Annotated in this window: 14 protein-coding genes and 1 pseudogene; 10 read left to right on the plus strand and 5 right to left on the minus strand. The window is 54.9% G+C overall.

The features are described from left to right. The first annotated feature begins 25 nt into the window (after nt 1-25). Nucleotides 26-1012: a hypothetical protein gene (locus tag ACNJYB_RS03250; RefSeq protein WP_439372675.1), complete on the plus strand. Its 987-nt coding sequence runs from the start codon at nt 26-28 to the stop codon at nt 1010-1012. Nucleotides 1013-1415: 403 nt separating this feature from the next. Here the strand turns inward: ACNJYB_RS03250 and ACNJYB_RS03255 are convergent, their stop codons facing one another. Beyond that, on the minus strand, nt 1416-1799 hold the full coding sequence (locus tag ACNJYB_RS03255; protein ID WP_439372676.1) for a type II toxin-antitoxin system PemK/MazF family toxin: 384 nt from the start codon (nt 1797-1799) through the stop codon (nt 1416-1418). 622 nt (nt 1800-2421) lie between these two features. Here ACNJYB_RS03255 and ACNJYB_RS03260 point away from each other — a divergent pair. After that, nucleotides 2422-2493: a hypothetical protein gene (locus ACNJYB_RS03260; protein ID WP_439375787.1), complete on the plus strand. Its 72-nt coding sequence runs from the start codon at nt 2422-2424 to the stop codon at nt 2491-2493. A gap of 400 nt (nt 2494-2893) precedes the next feature. Further along, a complete protein-coding gene (locus ACNJYB_RS03265; protein WP_439372677.1) occupies nt 2894-3397 on the plus strand; it encodes a hypothetical protein in 504 nt (167 codons plus the stop codon). 141 nt (nt 3398-3538) lie between these two features. Here ACNJYB_RS03265 and ACNJYB_RS03270 read toward each other — a convergent pair whose 3' ends face one another. Continuing rightward, on the minus strand, nt 3539-3907 hold the full coding sequence (locus ACNJYB_RS03270; protein ID WP_439372678.1) for a type II toxin-antitoxin system PemK/MazF family toxin: 369 nt from the start codon (nt 3905-3907) through the stop codon (nt 3539-3541). A gap of 62 nt (nt 3908-3969) precedes the next feature. Then, nucleotides 3970-5682, minus strand: coding sequence for a recombinase family protein (locus ACNJYB_RS03275; protein WP_439372679.1), 1713 nt, complete (start codon nt 5680-5682; stop codon nt 3970-3972). Nucleotides 5683-5842: 160 nt separating this feature from the next. On the opposite strand from ACNJYB_RS03275, the gene ACNJYB_RS03280 reads away from it, so the two are divergent. The 7 genes from ACNJYB_RS03280 (at nt 5843) to ACNJYB_RS03310 (ending at nt 16352) form a co-directional block, all read left to right on the plus strand. Continuing rightward, a complete protein-coding gene (locus ACNJYB_RS03280) occupies nt 5843-7162 on the plus strand; it encodes a hypothetical protein (protein ID WP_439372680.1) in 1320 nt (439 codons plus the stop codon). 259 nt (nt 7163-7421) lie between these two features. Further along, nucleotides 7422-7781: a helix-turn-helix transcriptional regulator gene (locus tag ACNJYB_RS03285; protein ID WP_439372681.1), complete on the plus strand. Its 360-nt coding sequence runs from the start codon at nt 7422-7424 to the stop codon at nt 7779-7781. Next, nucleotides 7778-8305 carry a hypothetical protein gene (locus tag ACNJYB_RS03290; RefSeq protein WP_439372682.1) on the plus strand — a complete coding sequence of 176 codons (528 nt, stop codon included), beginning with the start codon at nt 7778-7780 and terminating at the stop codon, nt 8303-8305. The genes ACNJYB_RS03285 and ACNJYB_RS03290 overlap by 4 nt, the downstream gene beginning before the upstream one ends. A gap of 209 nt (nt 8306-8514) precedes the next feature. Further along, nucleotides 8515-9195 (plus strand): hypothetical protein, encoded by a 681-nt coding sequence (locus ACNJYB_RS03295; protein ID WP_439372683.1) that lies wholly within the window; start codon nt 8515-8517, stop codon nt 9193-9195. A gap of 160 nt (nt 9196-9355) precedes the next feature. Continuing rightward, nucleotides 9356-10009: a hypothetical protein gene (locus ACNJYB_RS03300; RefSeq protein ID WP_439372684.1), complete on the plus strand. Its 654-nt coding sequence runs from the start codon at nt 9356-9358 to the stop codon at nt 10007-10009. 914 nt (nt 10010-10923) lie between these two features. Further along, the gene (locus ACNJYB_RS03305; RefSeq protein ID WP_439372685.1) at nt 10924-11832 is read left to right on the plus strand and encodes a hypothetical protein; all 909 of its coding nucleotides are present in this window, start codon (nt 10924-10926) and stop codon (nt 11830-11832) included. A 35-nt stretch (nt 11833-11867) separates the two neighbouring features. Continuing rightward, on the plus strand, nt 11868-16352 hold the full coding sequence (locus ACNJYB_RS03310) for a putative Ig domain-containing protein (RefSeq protein ID WP_439372686.1): 4485 nt from the start codon (nt 11868-11870) through the stop codon (nt 16350-16352). Nucleotides 16353-16429: 77 nt separating this feature from the next. On the opposite strand, the gene ACNJYB_RS03315 is transcribed toward ACNJYB_RS03310, so the two are convergent. Together ACNJYB_RS03315 and ACNJYB_RS03320 are read right to left on the minus strand one after the other, a co-directional pair. After that, nucleotides 16430-17377, minus strand: a complete 948-nt coding sequence (locus tag ACNJYB_RS03315; RefSeq protein WP_439372687.1) for a replication-relaxation family protein — start codon at nt 17375-17377, stop codon at nt 16430-16432. Between the two features lie 284 nt (nt 17378-17661). Beyond that, a pseudogene (locus ACNJYB_RS03320) lies at nt 17662-17895 on the minus strand (integrase core domain-containing protein); the annotation flags it as partial. Nucleotides 17896-18068 lie beyond the last annotated feature (173 nt).

Raw genomic sequence — 18068 nt, forward strand, 5'->3', positions numbered from 1 at the left:
GGTGACCCGAGAAAGGAGAGGTGCCATGGCTTGGAAGCATTTAGGTTTGTTAGTCGTGAGTCTCACGCTCCTTTCTTCTCGCGCTGTGATTGCCGATACTTGTCCGCCCCCACCGTCTCAGGTTGAGAAAGGTATCCAAGCCGATGCCGAGCTAAAGATTGGCGCGCTTGGTAAGCTGGTCGGTTTGGACGCAGTCGGTAAAGTCACTCCGATCAGCGAGAATCTGTTCGTAAAGTATCCAAACGCCGACAAGCTGGTCATAGCGCAGCTGATTGCAAGCACGACATGTCAACTGCTTCTGAAGTCAGGTCTAACCGGCAAGGATTTGACCGAAGCTATCGAAAAACTGAACGCAAGCCTGCTGTCGTTGATGATAGAGCAGCGCAAGAAGGAAGAGGAAAACAAACCGCGCACGGAATGGAAGCTTCAGGACGACGACGTAGCGCTGGCGAACTCAGGCGGACCGATCAAGAATTTGGACGTCGAGGTGATTGTATTCATTCAAACAGATCTCCATTGGCGCAAGGACAGTAAGGACTACGGCTTGAATGGGCGCTACGGCAGCCAAAAACCCGGAGTAATTATTGGGCTCAGTGAGAAGGGTCTCAATTTGGTGGTGCTACCACTTGGCAGCGAACGAAAGGGATTTCGAGCTGTGATCGAAAAAGTTATTGAAAGAAGCAAACCTGAGACGGTCGTTGACGGCTTCAGCTATATGCAGAACTGCCTGAAGGTCCAATACGATGATCTGTTCGGGGGGCACTACACTGACTATCGTGTCGATAATATCGTTGCAACAGGGGGAGGACACACTTGGAAGGAGAAATTCAAATTTGATGAATGCAAGGAGGATTTTGAAAGCACAAAGCAGTACGCGGACTCGTATAGACGCGGCGGCGGCTTAGGACGGTTTCAGTTTTGGAGTGGTAATGACGAAAATCAGATCGAGAATGTGATTGCTGTCGATATTTCGAAACAGATTGAACATTGGAAAATTGATCTCGCCAAGTAGGTGATGGACGCTGCAGTCCAGCCTCAGTCATCTCGTCTAAACTTGGTCCGGAAACCGCTACGGCACCGCCTGTCGCGGATGATTCCTCCCGCTCGCCTATGAGCGCAATAATATCCTTCGGATCAATTCCATTCAGATCCAATGTCCAGCCGAAAGCATCCAGCAGGCTAACTCCCTATTGGTCGCCGGGAAAATGATTCCATCGCCGCCTTACCATCCGCTGAACTTGGAATGACGAGAGGCCTGCGAGTATCGGCCCAATAAGATGAGGGCGCCGTTGAGGCCGTTCTCGTATTCTAGTGCGCGCAACGCTTCACGTGCATTTCAGCGCCAAACGGGGTATAGTATGAGGACAGTTGGCTTCGGCCTCGCCCCCGCAAGGGGGAGAATATAAGAAAAGCCGTCAGAGCAATCCTCTGACGGCTTTTCTCATGTTCGCAAACATCTCTTTGTCCAAGAAACAAACCTTCCTCTCGAGGCGTCGCGTATCGACGACACGCAGCTGGGAAAGATTCGCCCGAGCTTCGCGGCCGTCAACGCTTCCGACAGAAATCCGAAGCGGATGATCTCGGGTGGATGTTGTGAGCGGAACGACAAGACAAGCGTCAGGGCCGAAACCTCGCAAAATGACGCACGGACGGACGTACCACTCGCCCCTTCCGTCCTGCTCAGTGCCCACATTCACTCCCAAGCGACACCACCACACTTCGCGTACCGTGTAGAGGCGCGGTTGCTCTGCATCAGTTTTCTTCTTGAGCTCGTTCCAAGCATCGAAATTCTTCTCCATACGCGAAAGGCATTATAGCACCAAAGCTACCGCGGTCCTCCTCAAGACCCACCCCGATCTGCGGCCAACGCGGCACAATTTCCCGCCTATGACTTTTCAGCTACATTCCGTACGATCACCGCATGTTACCCACCGGTCACGAATTCTCATCGGAGAGACTCGAAGAACTTCGTCGTATATACAAGGAGGTCTCGGGGGAGGAGATCACTACAGCAGAGGCGACTGATATCGCGCATCGTCTCCTCGCGCTCTATAGATTGATTTCGCGCCCCTTGCCCGGCGAGCACGAGCAGCCTCCTCCCTCGCCACCACCTCTGGCTCAAAGCGCTCCCGAAGAACCCTGATATTGTGCGAGATGCGCTGACCATCTTCAGATTGCAGGTCGCGGAGAATTTCTTGTGCCCACTCGGCACTTTTAGCATTCAAAGTTCGAACGTCGGCGTCGACTCCCAGCAGAGTGTTACTCGTTCATACTTAGTGCGAAACACGAAAATAGCTCGCAGCTGAGTCATATTTTGTCGATTTGGCAAAAACACCCATCGTGCATCAGGGAGGCGTGGCGACTAGATTTCGACTCATGTCGCGCACCACGTCAATCTTCTCGGTTTCTTTGCCACCCGAGATGCTCGCCGAGCTGGAGCAGGTGAGAGTGCGAGAGCGCCGGACTCGCTCTGAGTTGATTCGAGAAGCGTAGCGTCGCTATTTTCGCGCGCCGTCCATGTAGTTGAGCCAGTTTCGCGCAGTCTGGGACAGGATTCTGCGCAAGCGAAGGCATGTCAGCTGAAAACGACTTCGCGCTCGTTGTTTCGTTACGACTACCTGTCACGTCTGGGATTGGAGAATTATCAGACCATGCGGCGTTGACTTTTTGTGCAGTGCGCCAAATACTCTAAAGAGGTGATTTTATACCTCAATCTGTGGTCTGGGATACGCCGGGGCTCACGCCTCGGGAAAACACTCCGGCTCAACCGGTCCTAGATACGTCCCTCAGGGAGAAAGGCTTAGCCCGCCACAGAGTCTACTCAAGGAGTCGCTTTCGCGGCTCTTTTCTTTTTCGGAGCGCGTATTATCCTTGCCACCCAAGGATGCGTATCATGCGTACCGACGAACCATTACGCAGAAACACGCCGGCATGGGCAATGGATCGATTTCGGTCAGATGCTTTGCCGCGGTTCCTCGATGATTTGGCTCCCGTCAGCGAGACCGGGATTTCAGAAGCAGAATGTCAGCGTGTAAGGGCAACACTCAATCAGTTCACCGATCACGCGAGCTGGTTGCCGGACGGAGGAGTCTTTCGCAGGGCAATCTGGCAGCACCTTCAGGATTTCCATGACCTGTATTCGAAGTGGAACGATGTGCAGGGGACGGACGACGCGTCGCGAGCACTACGTTTCGAAATCATTCGAGAAATACGTGGCTGTCGCAATAGGCTTGCGAAGGCAGTACGAGTGAATAGTCATCTCCTCAACAAGGAATTAGATCTCAAGCTGGTCGATGCTTATTACAAATCACTCGGAGATTTGGTGAGAGCAGCGCCTCGGTTGTTTTTGAAGCTATCCGAGGCTGTAGCGCGATACTCTGCGCGGCGTGCGCCCTAAGGCTTCCTCGAAGCCGATCCTTCGCTGTTCACCCACGTTCACTTGCACTCCATCTGGGAAATGATACTCTTTGGGCTACAAGTGGCTTCGGCCTCGCCCCGTAAGAAGGGGCAAACAGAAGACAAAAGTTGAGAGGGGCCGTCAAAGCAAGTCTTTGGCGGCTTTTCGCATGGTCTCGAATATCTCTTTATCGAGAAAACCGATTTTTCGAATCAACCGCTTCGAATCGATGATGCGCATCTGTGAAAGAAGTGCGTGCGCTTCTTTTCCTCCCACGATCCCGATCGAAGGCCGCAACGGATGTTGTTGCACGGACGTGGTGAGTGGGATCACCAGGCATGTCTCTTTGCTGAAGCCTCTCAGTATGAGGACCGGACGATCATATTTCTTGCCGGATCCGTCCTGCTCAAAGCCAATGTTCACGCCAAGCGAGCACCACCACAGTTCGCGCGCTATAGAAAGGCGCGTCAGTTCGTAGGTGAACTTCCTTCTTTTTTGCATTCCAGTCATCAAACTGTTTCTCCATACGCGAGACGATTATAGCATCACTAAAGAATTGTGAGGAGACGAGATCACGCGGCCCGCGGCAGCTGAAATGACCCGCCGTCTCCTCGCGCTCTACCAAATCCTCGCCCGACCTTTGCATATCGTCGAAGGGGAGCGAGCCTCTCCATCGCTTCCGCGTCCTGATTCAAAACAGCCCTGATGCAATCAAATGTATGCTGACCTTCTTCGGTCTTCGAATATTGCGATATCTCTTTTGCCAGCTTGGCAATTGTGCCCCGTGAAGTTCGAACGTCGTCGACGACTCCCAGCTGATGTGGAATGCTTGCCGTTTGAGCGAGCGAAGCAAACGGCTTCTTGGCTTCAAACTTGAGTATTTTGTCTTTCAAATAGAGGTTCGAACATACCGTTTGAAGTATTTGCCGTTTTTCTCGGTCGTTACCGTTCTTGAACCAATCCGCGGCTCTATTGCTGAACAATACGACCTCGCGAAAAGGTTCGAACAAATTTGGTCCTCCGCTTGCATTTGATAGCGTATGTTGCAAGCGGATTTGTTCTTGTTGCAGCTCTTGGCGCCGGCCGACAAATTCCTCGTCGGTCAAGAGGTTCCGCAGCCGCAAACCGGTCAACTCATTCATTTGACCTTTCACATTGTCCGAAGCCTGCCGCAAGGACCGTTCGCGCGCTTGAACTACGAGCTTGAGTTGTTCGCCGTCGATTGCCATCTCCTGGCTGATCCAACGTTCGATCCTTGAGTCCACGGAAACGGATCGCAGAAGCGCAAGAATTTGTCGCTCTAGATCGTGGAGCTCGACTGATGGCTCGGTGCATTTTTTGTCTAGTCGGGGTCGAGAGCAATGGTAGTAGACATAATGCTGCTGATAGCGGTTGAATTTATGCTCTGCGGTGATGCCCAAGCCGCAGGCGCCGCATTGGATCATTCCCGTAAATGCAAATGTACGATGCTTCGCTCTTGGACGGCTAGGACGATCCAGCATTCGGCGCACCTGCCGAAACTCGTCGATTGAAAGAACTGGCTCGTGCTTGCCTGGATAGATCTGTCCGTCCCAGACGATCATTCCGGCATAAAATGGGTTGCTGAGAATCTTGTAAACGGAGCTCATCGCAAGCGGCTTACCGCCAGACCTCTTGCGCTTCGGTGTCAGGAAGCCCCACTCATCACGAGCGGTTAGAGCGATCTCCTTTGGTGTGTACGACCCAGTCATCATCAAATCAAACATCTTGCGCACCAGAGGGAAAGCTACGGCGTCCTTGACGATTGTTCTGGTCGCGCCGTCGTTTTTATATCCGAGCGGAGCTTGGTTAGGGCGCCAACCATTCTCAATTTTTGTCCGGTTTCCGCGCTTTACGTTGTCCGACAATGCGTCCGAGTAGTATTTCGACTGACCGAACATGATCTGCAGCATGAATTTGCCTTGTGAATTGTTCTCGAAGGTGTAGGTCGAGAATTTCAAGTCCTTGATGACACCGCAGTCGATCATGTAGATGAGCCGTCCTCCATCAATCGAATTTCGAGCAAGACGATCTGGCGCCCACGCAATGATCCCCTGCGCCGCCCCTTTCTCGATCTGAGCGAGCATCTCATTGAATTTCGCGCGCCCCGGCGCCTTGGCGCTGAACGCCTCTTCGTAAAGTCCAGCGACTTCGATGTCGGGCCTCCCGCCGAAGGTTCGCTGCAACGTAGTCAGTTGGGATGCGATCGACGCGACCTGCCGATCTTCGGCTTCCGACGATTTTCTGCAATAGATGAAGTACCGCATATCTGGCTTGGACTCGCGATTCTAGAATCGGAATCGAAGTTGCGCGAATCGGATATCCACATGATCGGTGATAGCGGGCCATTTTGGAGGGGAGCGATATGCTGACCTAGGCAGAATTCCCCTTCTGCAGGCTGACCAGAGGATTAGATAGGCTGGTTAGGTGGAAAGCAACGCTGACGCAAAAAAGACGATTGTACCGACGGCATCCGCGATCCTTGATGATGGCAGCATTGTTGAGATGGCATTCCACCCAAAGAAGCGACGAACAGTTTTCGCGATTTATACTGCCGGGCGTTGGACGCTGCAGGATGGTATCGACCTCGGCTCCGAAGCGCGACTCGTGCCATTTTCTCCGAACAACAACTTGGTCAAGAACGACGTTGTATTGCTTCCATCGGAACCATCCATTTATGGGAGCGAGGAGAAACTGGTCGCGGATGTACAGGGCTTCATTCACCGCCACGTAGACTTCAGCTCTTCATTTGAGAAGGTAGCGACGTACTATGTACTACTGACGTGGCTCTATGATGCCTTCAATGAGTTGCCGTATCTGCGATTGCGCGGCGACTATGGCAGCGGCAAGACCCGCGCACTCCTGACGATTGGCTCGCTTTGTTATAGGGGATTCTTCGCGAGCGGCGCCTCTACCGTGTCTCCTATCTTTCATACGCTCAACGCCTTCAGAGGAACGCTCATTTTCGATGAGGCCGATTTCCGCTTCAGCGACGAAAAGGCCGAGATGGTGAAGATTTTGAACAATGGGAACGTCAGTGGTTTGCCAGTGTTGCGGACCATGATGAACCACCAGCGCGAGTTCAATCCGCAAGCGTTTCACGTATTTGGCCCCAAGATCGTGGCAACGCGAGGCAGCTATGACGACAAAGGACTGGAAAGCCGCTTCATAACAGAGGAGATGGGCTCGCGAAGGCTCCGCTCCGACATTCCCATAAATCTACCCGAGAGCTTCAAGGACGAGGCGCGCGAGCTTCGCAATAAGCTGTTGTTGTATCGATTTCATCGAAGAATGGAGGTCAAGCTCGACGAACGGTTAGCGGACCCGCGACTCGAGCCGCGGCTCAATCAAATCTTGCTTCCGCTCCTCAGCGTTGTTTCCGATGAACGTTTGCGCACGGAGTTGCGCTCTATGGCTCTGGAGGCGCAGCACATCCTAGTAGCCGACCGCGGTTTGCTTGTTGAGGCTCAGGTGCTGGAAATTCTCGCCGAACTGATGGCCGGCTCGGATCGCTCCGTAGTACCTGTGTCCGACATCGTCGCGATATTCATCGAGCGATATGGCTTTGAGTACGAGAGGCCGATCACCAATCGCTGGATTGGGAGCATCCTTCGAAAGCGGCTCAACGTTCGCACGTATAAGAGTCACGGCGTATACGTCGTGCCAATTGGAGATCGCTCCAGGTTGGAGCTGCTGTGCACCCGCTATGGGGTTAGCGTGATCGGGGGGGCTCCGCCGGCGGTATAATAGGGGACATGGGGATGTGGGGACTGTCCTCGAGCAGTCGTTGCCCGCACCCATACACATCACAAGCAAATCGCTACTCCCTACTGGCGGCGGCCTTGAGCTCCGGGAGGACGTCCCCACGTCCCCTCGTCCCCGTTTTCGCGCCGCTCCGGAACGCCCAGCAGTTTGCCAATTTGGCAATTCTTCACGTCTACAGTGCCGAGTGCAGTTCGCACATCATGGCACGTGTTTCCCGACGCCTGGTCGGCGAACAGAGACCATGAAAACTACAAAGCCTGTCAACTACCTACGCTCTCACCGCCTTCGTTGGGGCCTTTCGCAAGGCGAACTTGCGCATCTCCTGGGTTGGCCCAGGCCGGACGTCATCTCTCGCATCGAGAAGAAGCAACGTCCGCCGACCTTGAAGCTCGTCATTGCCTGCTTCGTTCTGTTCGGCGCTCCTGCGGCGGAGCTTTTTCCAGACATTTCGGCAAGCATAGAAAACGCCGTGATGACACGCGTCTGGGAGATGTACGAGGAAATCCAAGGCGATCCATCCAGGAGGACGAGAGCGAAGATTCAGTTGCTTGAAGCGGCCATTGCACGATCGGAAAAACGGAAGAACGCGCCCCGCTCATGAACTTCCGAAAACGATACGAGTTGGTCCTTGCTGTTCATTTTCAATCGCGTGGTTTCGCTTTTGTGCTCTTTGAAGGTTGGCTATCGCCAGTCGATTGGGGAGTGTACGAGCCACGCGGCACCGAGAAGAATGCACGCTGTCTGGATCGCTTCCGTTCATTGCTCGAACTGCACACGCCCGATATACTTCTCTTGCAAGACATGTCGGACCGTGGCACGAGCCGCGCCAAGCGCATTCGAGAGCTCAACCGCTCCGCAGCAGAGTTCGCAGAAAAGTCCGGCATGCTCGTACGTGCGTACTCGCGAGCGCAAGTCATCGAGTGCTTCGAAGAGCTTGGTGCCGTTACGAAACATCGTATAGCGGAGACGATCGCGAACCATATCCCTGCCCTCGATCTATCTTTGCCACCTACGCGAAGGTCCTGGATGAGCGAAGACGCGCGCATGGGAATTTTTGATGCCGCTGCCTTGGCCTGGCTATTCTTTCAATCGATTGGCAAGCGGGAAGGCCGTGCGAAAGAGTGATCTCCGGCAGTGAGAGACTTTGGCCTGAGTCAGAATGCCGCACTCCCACCCGATTCTCATCGGCGGCTGGCCGTGATTCAATGCGTCCATCTACGATCGAAACTGCTCGCAGATTATCGCGTCAGCTCGGTTGGGGGATAGGTGCGCGAAGAAATTCGGCGCGGCTCGCGACTACTACGTTCCATAGCGCCTGACATGGAGTAGTAGTGATGGTTAGATTATTAAACATCGTTGTTTTCACCGCGGCGACAGTGGCCCTCGCCGGATCGGTAAATCCTCCCGCGTTCGGTCAAACGCCTACAGGGCAGGGGCCTCCTGCGGTCTTAAAGACGATCACCCCTGAGGCGTCGAAAGTTGAATCGTTCCGCTCTCGTCTTCAGGATCAGCAAAAGACCTTGGAATCGTATGGGGCAAAGATATCAGGCTTGGTGGATCGCCTAAAGGCAATGTCCGGTGCGACGGTAGAAAGCCGAATTGCTGAAGTCCGGAGCTTGAGGGATGCATTGGTCCAGTTGGGCACCCAGTTGCAACCAGACGCCCCGTTATCCCAAAGCATCGACCAATATCAGAGCTGGATTTCTGCGCAGATGGGGCGTGTCAACAATCAACGTTCTACGCTTGGCCCCGAATTCGTCCAAGAGCTTGTCCGCCGATACCAGCAATATCAACAAGAGGTAACGCGCGCGCGAGAGTCCGTCAGCAACCACTCGAATGCAATTGATCACGCTCTCAAGGAACTGACGACAGCCGAGCTGCGCGCTGCGGAATTGCTGATGGCCGAAGACGCCGCGAGCGCCGTCAAGGAACTTCTTGGCGTGTTGGGCAGCGTCGGACAGACGATCGAAGACATTCGCAGTAATATGCGCAAGCTCGGAAACGCTGGCGTTTGACGCCAGTTGCAAATTTGACCTGTCCGCGTCGGCTGTTGGCGGACAGGGCCATCAATAAGATCGGGAGGTTACCGTGCGTATAGGACTTGCATCTCTGATAGTATTTGTCGGATGTGTTGCAATAGTCGGCGCGGCTCCAAGAAGCGTCAACGACAAGGTAATGCCGAGCACGGACGCTCAGAAGGTTCTGAACGAAACGCCGACCATTGCTCCGACGTTGACGCTCGATCAACTAATCGATCAAGTACCCGATGGAGAGATTGTGATCGAACTTTATAAAAGTGTTCGCACGATGCGAGATACAGAAGCGGCAAACGAGTACGTCAAAGCGCAAGTCATCAAGGCCCAATCTATTGTCGCCGACATCGCGCGTTTGCACGCTGCTACTTTCAGATCGTGCGACGGCTCGGAAGCGCCGCAAATCGAGGCGATTATTAGGAAAACACGGAATTTCTCAGCCACTCTCGTCCGGGTTGATCGCGAGCTCACAAAGTCGTTGGCCGCCACGCGGCAGGAAGTAGAAAGCGAACGGCCCGGTTCGTTCAAGGCCAAGGAGGATCTAAACCGACTTGTGCTTGCGGCGCATGAGCTCGGTCGCCTGCGGGTGCAGGCAGAGGAGATCGCGAAGGCTCTTGGGAGCCTCGGCGCTGGGATCCATGCGGCAGACGCCTCGTGCAGGTCGACGTCGGTGCTGCCACTGTTCGCCGAACGCGACGCGCCAGCTGGAGGATCCGATGCCAGTCGATCTCAGGTGTTGTCGTCGATGAGCGCCATCAAACCTGCGACCTCGCGGGTACTACGTCTTGCACGGTAGCATCTCGAAAACTGCATGCAATCAGCGCCAACCAACGCCTGTACGACCGCTAAGAGCCTTCTTAGTTCAGTCGCCCGTGAGCAAGGCCTAAGCGATTGAGTGGGAGTCTGTTTTCGAGGCTTGGAGGCGCTTGTCCTTTGAGGTCAGAGCGGAACTTGAGACTTTCACGTTGCTGGAGCCATATTCCAGCGTGCCAGCGAACTCTACGAAGAGCTTCGGGGCGATCCGTCCAAAGCGACACGCATGAAGCTTGATTTCTCGAACGGCTGTTAAAGCGGTTCGAAATGAAGCGCGCCGAAACGAGCATATGATTGAGCTTCGCGGGCACGCACTTGTTCATTCTATTTATGTGAACACTCGGGGCTTTGCGTTCATCCTTTTCGAGGGCCCATCTATCGCCGTTCGATTTAGGAATACGCGAGGTCCGCGGGCTCCGAAAGCGCAACGGATGCCCCCCCGCGGATCACACAGATATTCGATCGGTATGCGCCTGATGTTCTCGTCATCCAGGATACGTCCGAACGGGGAACGGAACGGGCGCGGTGGAATCGTGACGTCAACGCGTCGATTTCTGCGCTCGGGAGTGAGCGCGAACTTCCAGTGTTCGCGTATTCGCGAGATCAGGTCCAACGCGCGTTCAGATGCTGCCAATGCCCGAACAAGCAAAGCCTCGCGGAGCTGATTGCGAAGCACATTCCTGCGTTCGAGCAATACGTTCCGCCGCCCCGCAGAGCCTGGATGAGTGAAGATCGCCGGATGGGCTTGTTGGACGCAGCGGCGCTGGCGCTCGTGTTCTTTCAGTCGATCGACAACCGGGGCGGGTAATTGGGGTGTGGAAAGAGATCGCTTCTCGTTAAGCGGGCAATTCTTCTTGCTTACCGGAAAGAAATGCGTCAAATTCGAACACGGCGCAATTGAGCGCTGACAGCTGCCCACAAAACGGCGGCATACCGAATTCGCCGTTATTTCAACTGGCAGCGTCAATGCCATCGGCAGGCACCGCAGAGACAGCGCCAGACACTGCATCCCTGCGACTGAAATCAAGTATCGAATACTCGCTGACGCCGCCGCCTGTGATCGCGCGCGTGGTAAGTGATTGTGATTGCACGTACCGATTGATTAGGAAGCAGCAAACACTGGAAACCGAAAACGGAATAGCGAAGGCTCTGGCGATGCTACGGATGCGGAGCGAAGGACTTTGCAATGATAACGCTCCAATTCTCGGCGGACGCAACATGTGGCGGGCGCTGTTCTACAGCCGCCCTGTCACCGGGAATGAAAGCTCGTGTTATTATTCTTGCTATATGGCGGTGCGCGCGGTCTCGGTGCTTTTTGTCCTATCGCTCCTATTGACCGTTGCGGGGCTTGGGGCTCTCAGAGGAGTCGGCTCACCATCAGCGTCCGAATACACGCCATCGGCGCCGACGAGTTCAGCGCAGCGCGAAGCGCCTCCGCAAAATCTTGCGAATAAGCAACACACAAGCTTAACCGGCGTGTCGGTCAGTATCGACTCGAGTTCGCTTGTCACGGACTCGGCAAATCCCGTTCTCACTGGAACTGCGCAAGGTATTACCCAGATCGGCTTAGTTATTTCAAAAGGGAAGAGTATTCCGGCTAAGCAGTATGAAGGACCCGGCTCTGTTCGCAATCAAGTGTGGGGATACGACAGCGGCAATCCGGGCTTCATTTTTTCCGATGGCCACTGGTCTGCATCTGTGGACTATCGAGTTCATCAGCCCGTCTTGCAGCAAGGCGTGTACACCGTCGCTATCTACGGCCACAGCTATCTTCTCACGTACGACTATCTCACAGTTCAGCGATGATGCTGTGAGCATCATCGCGCTCAAAGGAGGGAGCAATGGCTTCTCAGGCTGGAGCATTGAATGCTCAAAACATGGCCTTAGGGGTGACAGCGAACGAAATTGCTCAGATCGCACTGGCGAATCTGGGCGTCGCGTGGAGGCCTGACGGCTGTGCGGCGTTTGTTTGGGGCATCACTAATCTGGCCGGACTGCCATTCTTTGACTTGAAAAACCAGACGGTCAATGACGATCCAAGGTCGCCACAAGATACAGAATACGTCGTCCCTCACTCGGCGGGCATTAAGTCCGGAACTGCCGATAAGCCAGGCGATGGATGGTACCTAGTATCAAGCTCGTCTTCTGTGGCGGAACTTCTCAACATTCTTCAGCCGGGGGATGTTGTGCGAGTCTATAGGGCCGGAAATACCAATGAGGACTCACTAGATCTCGTAACCGGCGACCCGATTGCACATTCATTCGTAGTTGCGAGCAATTTTGGTGGAGACATCCAAGTCGTCGATAACTGGCGTGGAGGAGCTATTTCGCAACACTCGTTGACCGATATCACAAACATCTGGGCGCAGGATGGTCAGTTTGGCGCTGCCTTTGTCTCGCGAATAGATAGCGGTTGGGTTGCGACAAATGTTCCCCACACCGGGCTCACCGGAAATGGTTTCGGAGATTGGAGTGCGCTGCACGCGTCCGACACCGTCGTGATCCGCAGTGTTGCCGATTTGATGAAGATCAACAACAATCTGTCTGGCCACTATGTCTTAGAGGCAAATATAGATGCTGCTGGTCAGACGATTGCTCCTATTGGCTCCTCTACTAATCCTTTTACGGGTACCTTCGACGGCAATGCCCATACGATCAATGGTCTCCACATAGTTGGAAATGGCATCTACGTCGGCCTGCTCGCGGAGGTCGGAGCTGGCGGAAAGATCTCGAACCTGGGGTTAACAAACCTCTCAGTTTCCGCCCCGCGGGGATACGATGTTGGTGGATTAGCCGGACGCAGCCTCGGAACAACAGAGAATAGTTATACTTCCGGTACGATAAACGGCATCGCTGGAAACTTTGTTACTGGGCTAAACGGGATCGCGATAGGCGGCGTCGCAGGCTGGAATTTCGGCACGATCAAGAACTCGTATTCGTCTGCAACTATCACAAGCGATAGCACCATCTTTGTTGACTTGGGTGGCCTTGCCGGAGGCAACTCCGGCACCATCGACCATTCACATGCAAATGGTTCTGTCCTCGGACACAGCGGCGCTTACGGCACCGGTCTCGTAGAAGTCGGTGGCTTGGTCGGCTCCCTGGGTGACTTTAATGGAAGAAGCGGAGTTATTGTAAACTCCTATGCCACTGGCTCGGTAACTAGTACGGGCTCGAACACCGCCGCCGGAGGCCTCGTAGGCGCGTCGACAAATAACAGCACTATTCTCCAATCCTACGCGACTGGATCGGTAAGGACGGGTGGACCCAGCTGGGACGGTGGACTCGTAGGGATTTTGTATAACGGCACCATTTCGCAATCCTTCGCGAAAGGCTCCGTGACGGTAGGCAATGACGGGGACGCTGGCGGTCTCGTCGGACAGATGAACTCGGGCACGATATTCGAATCGTACGCAAAGGGTTCTGCGACCGGCGGCACCGGTTCAGATGTTGGCGGCCTCGTTGCGCATTCATATAGCGGCACGATCAGTCAGTCATACGCCACAGGAAAAGTTACCGCTGGCCCTCTTGCCATCACCGGGGGTCTCGCCGCAGAGAGTAGCGCCTTCACGACGAACTCCTATTGGGACTATCAAAGCACGGGCCAGCTCAAGAGCGCAGCGGGAATAGCTGAGCCTACATTTTTTTTAACGTTAGGAGTTCTTCCTGTCGGATTCGATCCCACAGTGTGGGCTGACAATGTATTCTGGAATGGGCGCTATCCATATCTCAAGTGGCAGCCACCTTCAAACGCAATAGACGGTCCTCTTTCTGGTGCCACCGTATACGCTGATGACAACGATAACGGCATACTCGATCCGGACGAGCTTTTCACGGTAACGGATGAACAAGGCAACTTCGATCCCATTGAAGGAATAGGGCCGCTCAAAGTCTACGGAGGAATAGACGCCGCTACTGGACTTCCGTTCAAGGGGCTTCTCTCGGCGCCAGCGGGCTCGACTGTCGTCTCGTCGCTGACGACGCTCGTGGTTAACTTGCAGTCGCAGAACGATTCGGTCGCGGAGCAGAAAGTTCTCGCGGCCTTTGGGCTATCCTCGGGTCTGGATTTGACAACTTTCGATCCGATTGCTGCCCTGCAAGCGGGCGACATTGACGGTGCAGAAGTCGCGGTGGCGTTTGCCAAAGTCTACAACACGGTCTCACTAATTGCGTCCGGTCTGGTCGGGGCTGGCGGCTCATTTGTGGCTGGCGTCAACGATGCGTTCACGGCGATCGCCGCTGCGATTGCGGACCCGGAGATCAGCCTGGCCAACAATGAAGTGCTGAGCACGATAATTAGCAGTATCGCCCAAGCCGAGTCCGTGAGCCTCGGGCAGGGTGTTGCGGATAAAGTGGCTGCCCTTATTGCAGCGAGCAACGCCGCACTTGACGAAAAAGCGCAAGCCGATGGCATTGGCGACGCGCTTCTGAATGACATCGCTGCCATCGAGCGGGTATTCCAAGGCTCTGTTTCGAACGCCATTCAACAATCAGAAGATGACCCTGCGCAGCTTCAGGTCATCACGAATGCCTTTTCCGGAACCAACTTGGAGACTGCGATTACGATGGCGTTAAGCCATCTCGGCAACAATCAAGACTCTGACCCGCCAACGCTAACCTTGCTGGCCGACCAGACCATCGAGGCAACCAGCGCGGCAGGTGCGGTGGTTTCGTTTTCAGCGACCGCCATCGACCTTCTCGACGGGAGCGATCCGGTCGTGTTTAAGGAAGGGAGCACCGTCGTTCATTCCGGCGACATCTTCACACTTGGTAGCCATACCGTCACAGCCAGCGCAGCCGATGCTGCCGGGAATTCGACCTTGGAGACGTTCACCATCAAGGTGACGGATACGACCGCGCCGACACTGACGCCGGTAGCTGATCGGATCGTGCATGCGACGAGTCTAGCCGGCACCACAGTGACATTTTCAGCGACGGCGAGTGATCTCGTTGACGGAAATGACCCTGTCGTGTTCAAAGAAAACAACACTGTGGTGCACTCCGGCGATGTCTTCGCGCTCGGTACCCATACGATTACGGCCACCGCAACCGACGTAGCGGGCAATACCTCATTCGAGACTTTCATGATTAAAGTGGTCGACGAGGCGCCGTCGGTGTCTGCGCTTACGCGCAGCGTCGGCGAGGATGGGCCCATCTTCGGCCAAGACCTGCTGATTGGAGCGAACGATCCAGACATCAGTGATCCACTGTCCATTTCGGGCCTAGATCTGTCCGTCACGAGCGCAGGCGGGCGCCAATTGGTACTCGGAACCGATTACACGCTGACCAACTCGACCTTGTCTTTGACGGCCGCTGGGTTTGCCAAATTCAACAGCCTCGCGGCATTGCAAGCTGACAAGGCCGTGTTCCACTACGGGGTTTCCGACGGTATTCTAGCTACCGCAAATGCGCTGACGTTGAGCGTTGTCGGCGCTAATGACACGCCAACGCTCGTCAACCAGACCCCGAGCCAGTCCGCAGTAGCGGGCACGCCGTTCTCATTCTCCTTACCTGCCAACACTTTCCAGGACCCCGACAACGCAGACCATTTGACTCTTGTGGCAACGCTCAGCGACGGAAAGGCACTGCCATCGTGGCTTACTTTCAACGCCACTACGGGAGTTTTCAGCGGCACGCCCGGTTCCAATAATGCCGGCGATTTCGACATCAAGATCAAAGCAACTGATACCGGCGGCTTGACGGCAACGGACACGTTTCATTTCTCCGTCGTCAATCATGCTCCGGTCATCACTTCGGACGGCGCAGGGGCCACTGCATCGATCGCCATCACGGATGATACAAAATACGTGGACACGGTGCGCGCTACGGACCCTGACCCCAATACGACTATCAAATACTCGATCATCGGGGGTCAAGACCAAAAGCTATTCGCCATCGATCCCGCCTCCGGCGCCCTGTCCTTCAAGTCGATGCCACAGGATGGCCGCAGCTATCAGGTTCAGGTCGCTGCGTCGGATGGCGGCCTGCAAGACACCCAAACAATCAAAGTGCAAGTTGCCCGGGGAGCGTTCGAGTTTGGCAACGCCAATGTGGCCGACACTTTCGCGTTCAAATCCGGCTTTGGACTAGCGATCGTCAGCAATTTCGATGCACCGTCATCGAACCACGACGTGCTTGAACTCGACCACGCGCTTTTCCGCGAAGCCGACCCCCATGGCTCGGCGGCGGCCAGTTTCGATTTGATCCAGCATCATAGCTTCCAGCTTGGCCCTGACGTCGTCATCATCACCGATACGCACGATATAATCGATCTGCGAAACACGAACCTGCACACTCTGACAGCCAAGGAATTTCTTATAGCGTAACGCATCAACCATTTCACTTCCTTTCAAAAATGCACAGATGTGAGCGTGGCACACTCGTCTGCATGCGCCCGCGGTCGCTAGACCAATCTTACCTCTCGGCCTGCCCCATCCTCCCATGTGTACGCCAACGGATCGCTGGCGCGCAGTTCGTCACGCACCGCGAATAAGAAGAGACCTGGTCCGACGCTTTGCGGCAGGGTCAGTTTTCGAAGAGCTTCCTTGGTTGACCCAGCGCGATTACGGTCGGTCGTGACCGTCAAGACGCGGAACGCTTTCCACCCAAATTGAGTTTCGTGCTGCTTGGCAGCATGCGCGGCAAGATATGCGCGCATTTTGCGCTCGAAGCTGGTTTGCGCCACGTCGGCACGGGTTATTGGCATGGTGCCTCTGTCGATCTCCACCATGAAGCAGCGGCGTGAACCATCGGGAAATCTGATGCCAAATATCAGATCCGGCATCAGCCCGATCTCCAGAGTTTTCCCGTTATGGAAGACATCGACGCGCATTGTGAATGGATTGCGCGCGCTGTGCTTCTGCGCGGGGAATGCGGAAATGAGTTCGTCGGAACGAATGAGGTCTATATCACTGCGTTTTCGAACAGCCAGCTCAAGGGTGACCTGAAAGTCAACGATCTCCAATTGATGTTCGATGAACGGACGGCCGGCTTCGCGGTTCTTCCGACTCCATTCGATATCAATCGCAACTCTCCGATCGCTTTCGCGCAGCAAATGCGCACCGAGATTACCAAGGGCATACACCATCGGTGCCGATCCGGATGTCGGATAGTAGTCGAGCTGTGCCCTTGGCCTATCGACGTACCCGCCATGAAACAGCCGAGACAGCCGATCATTGGTGCGATCGAGTGAGCGGCCAACAAGGGCTGCAATGTGAACTGATCGCAAGAACCGATAGCGAGCTAGTTGCCGAAGGATGAGCACGTCACCGTCAGTGATTCGAAACGGAATGGCTTCTGACGAGCGACGGAAGCGGGGTCGGCGTTTTGCAGGGTCTAGGGTATCGTCCATAAGACGAGAATGTACCAGAGGCCACCGGGAATGCAGCCCATCAGTCGCGCCTGCCCAAGAGAAAGTGAAGCATCATTATGGCATCTCATCCATAGACATGACTGCACATACACAACATACGCCGACGCTCGTACCGGTGAATGGAGCAGACGTGCCGCACAGCAAGGGCTATCTTCACACCGAAAGGAGGTGGTCGCCGTGGAATTAGATGTAAAAGTAGAGACTTGAGCTGACAGCCGGTGCTTTGTCGCGGCAGGTGTCCGACAAAGATCTGATGTCCGACCTCATGCGGCCGGCAGCCATTTCTCCCTCGCCAAAGACCGCGCGTCAAGCCAGGTTTGCATCGGCGTCTTGCCGTAACACCAGCGGCCCTGATGTGGACGTGTCTCATTGTAAGCGGCAATCCACTCATCGAGATCGCCCTGCAGCGCGAGGATGCTCGGATAAATCTTCTTGCGGAACGCGACGCGGTAGAACTCTTCGAGCACGGTGCGATGAAAACGCTCGACAATGCCGTTATCCGGTATGTGATCTGCGGTGCCTTTTCGTCCGGCTGTTCTCTTCGGAGAACGGCATTATGGTGAGCCCATCCGGGACGCGGGGCACCGGGAGCACGAAGGTGCGGGCAGGCCGCCGATAGACAGTGGGCTGAGAGCCCGAGCTCGTTACATGGCCGCCCCTTGCGACTTTC

The organism is Bradyrhizobium sp. SMVTL-02 (genome assembly GCF_051853005.1).
Taxonomy (GTDB): Bacteria; Pseudomonadota; Alphaproteobacteria; order Rhizobiales; family Xanthobacteraceae; genus Bradyrhizobium.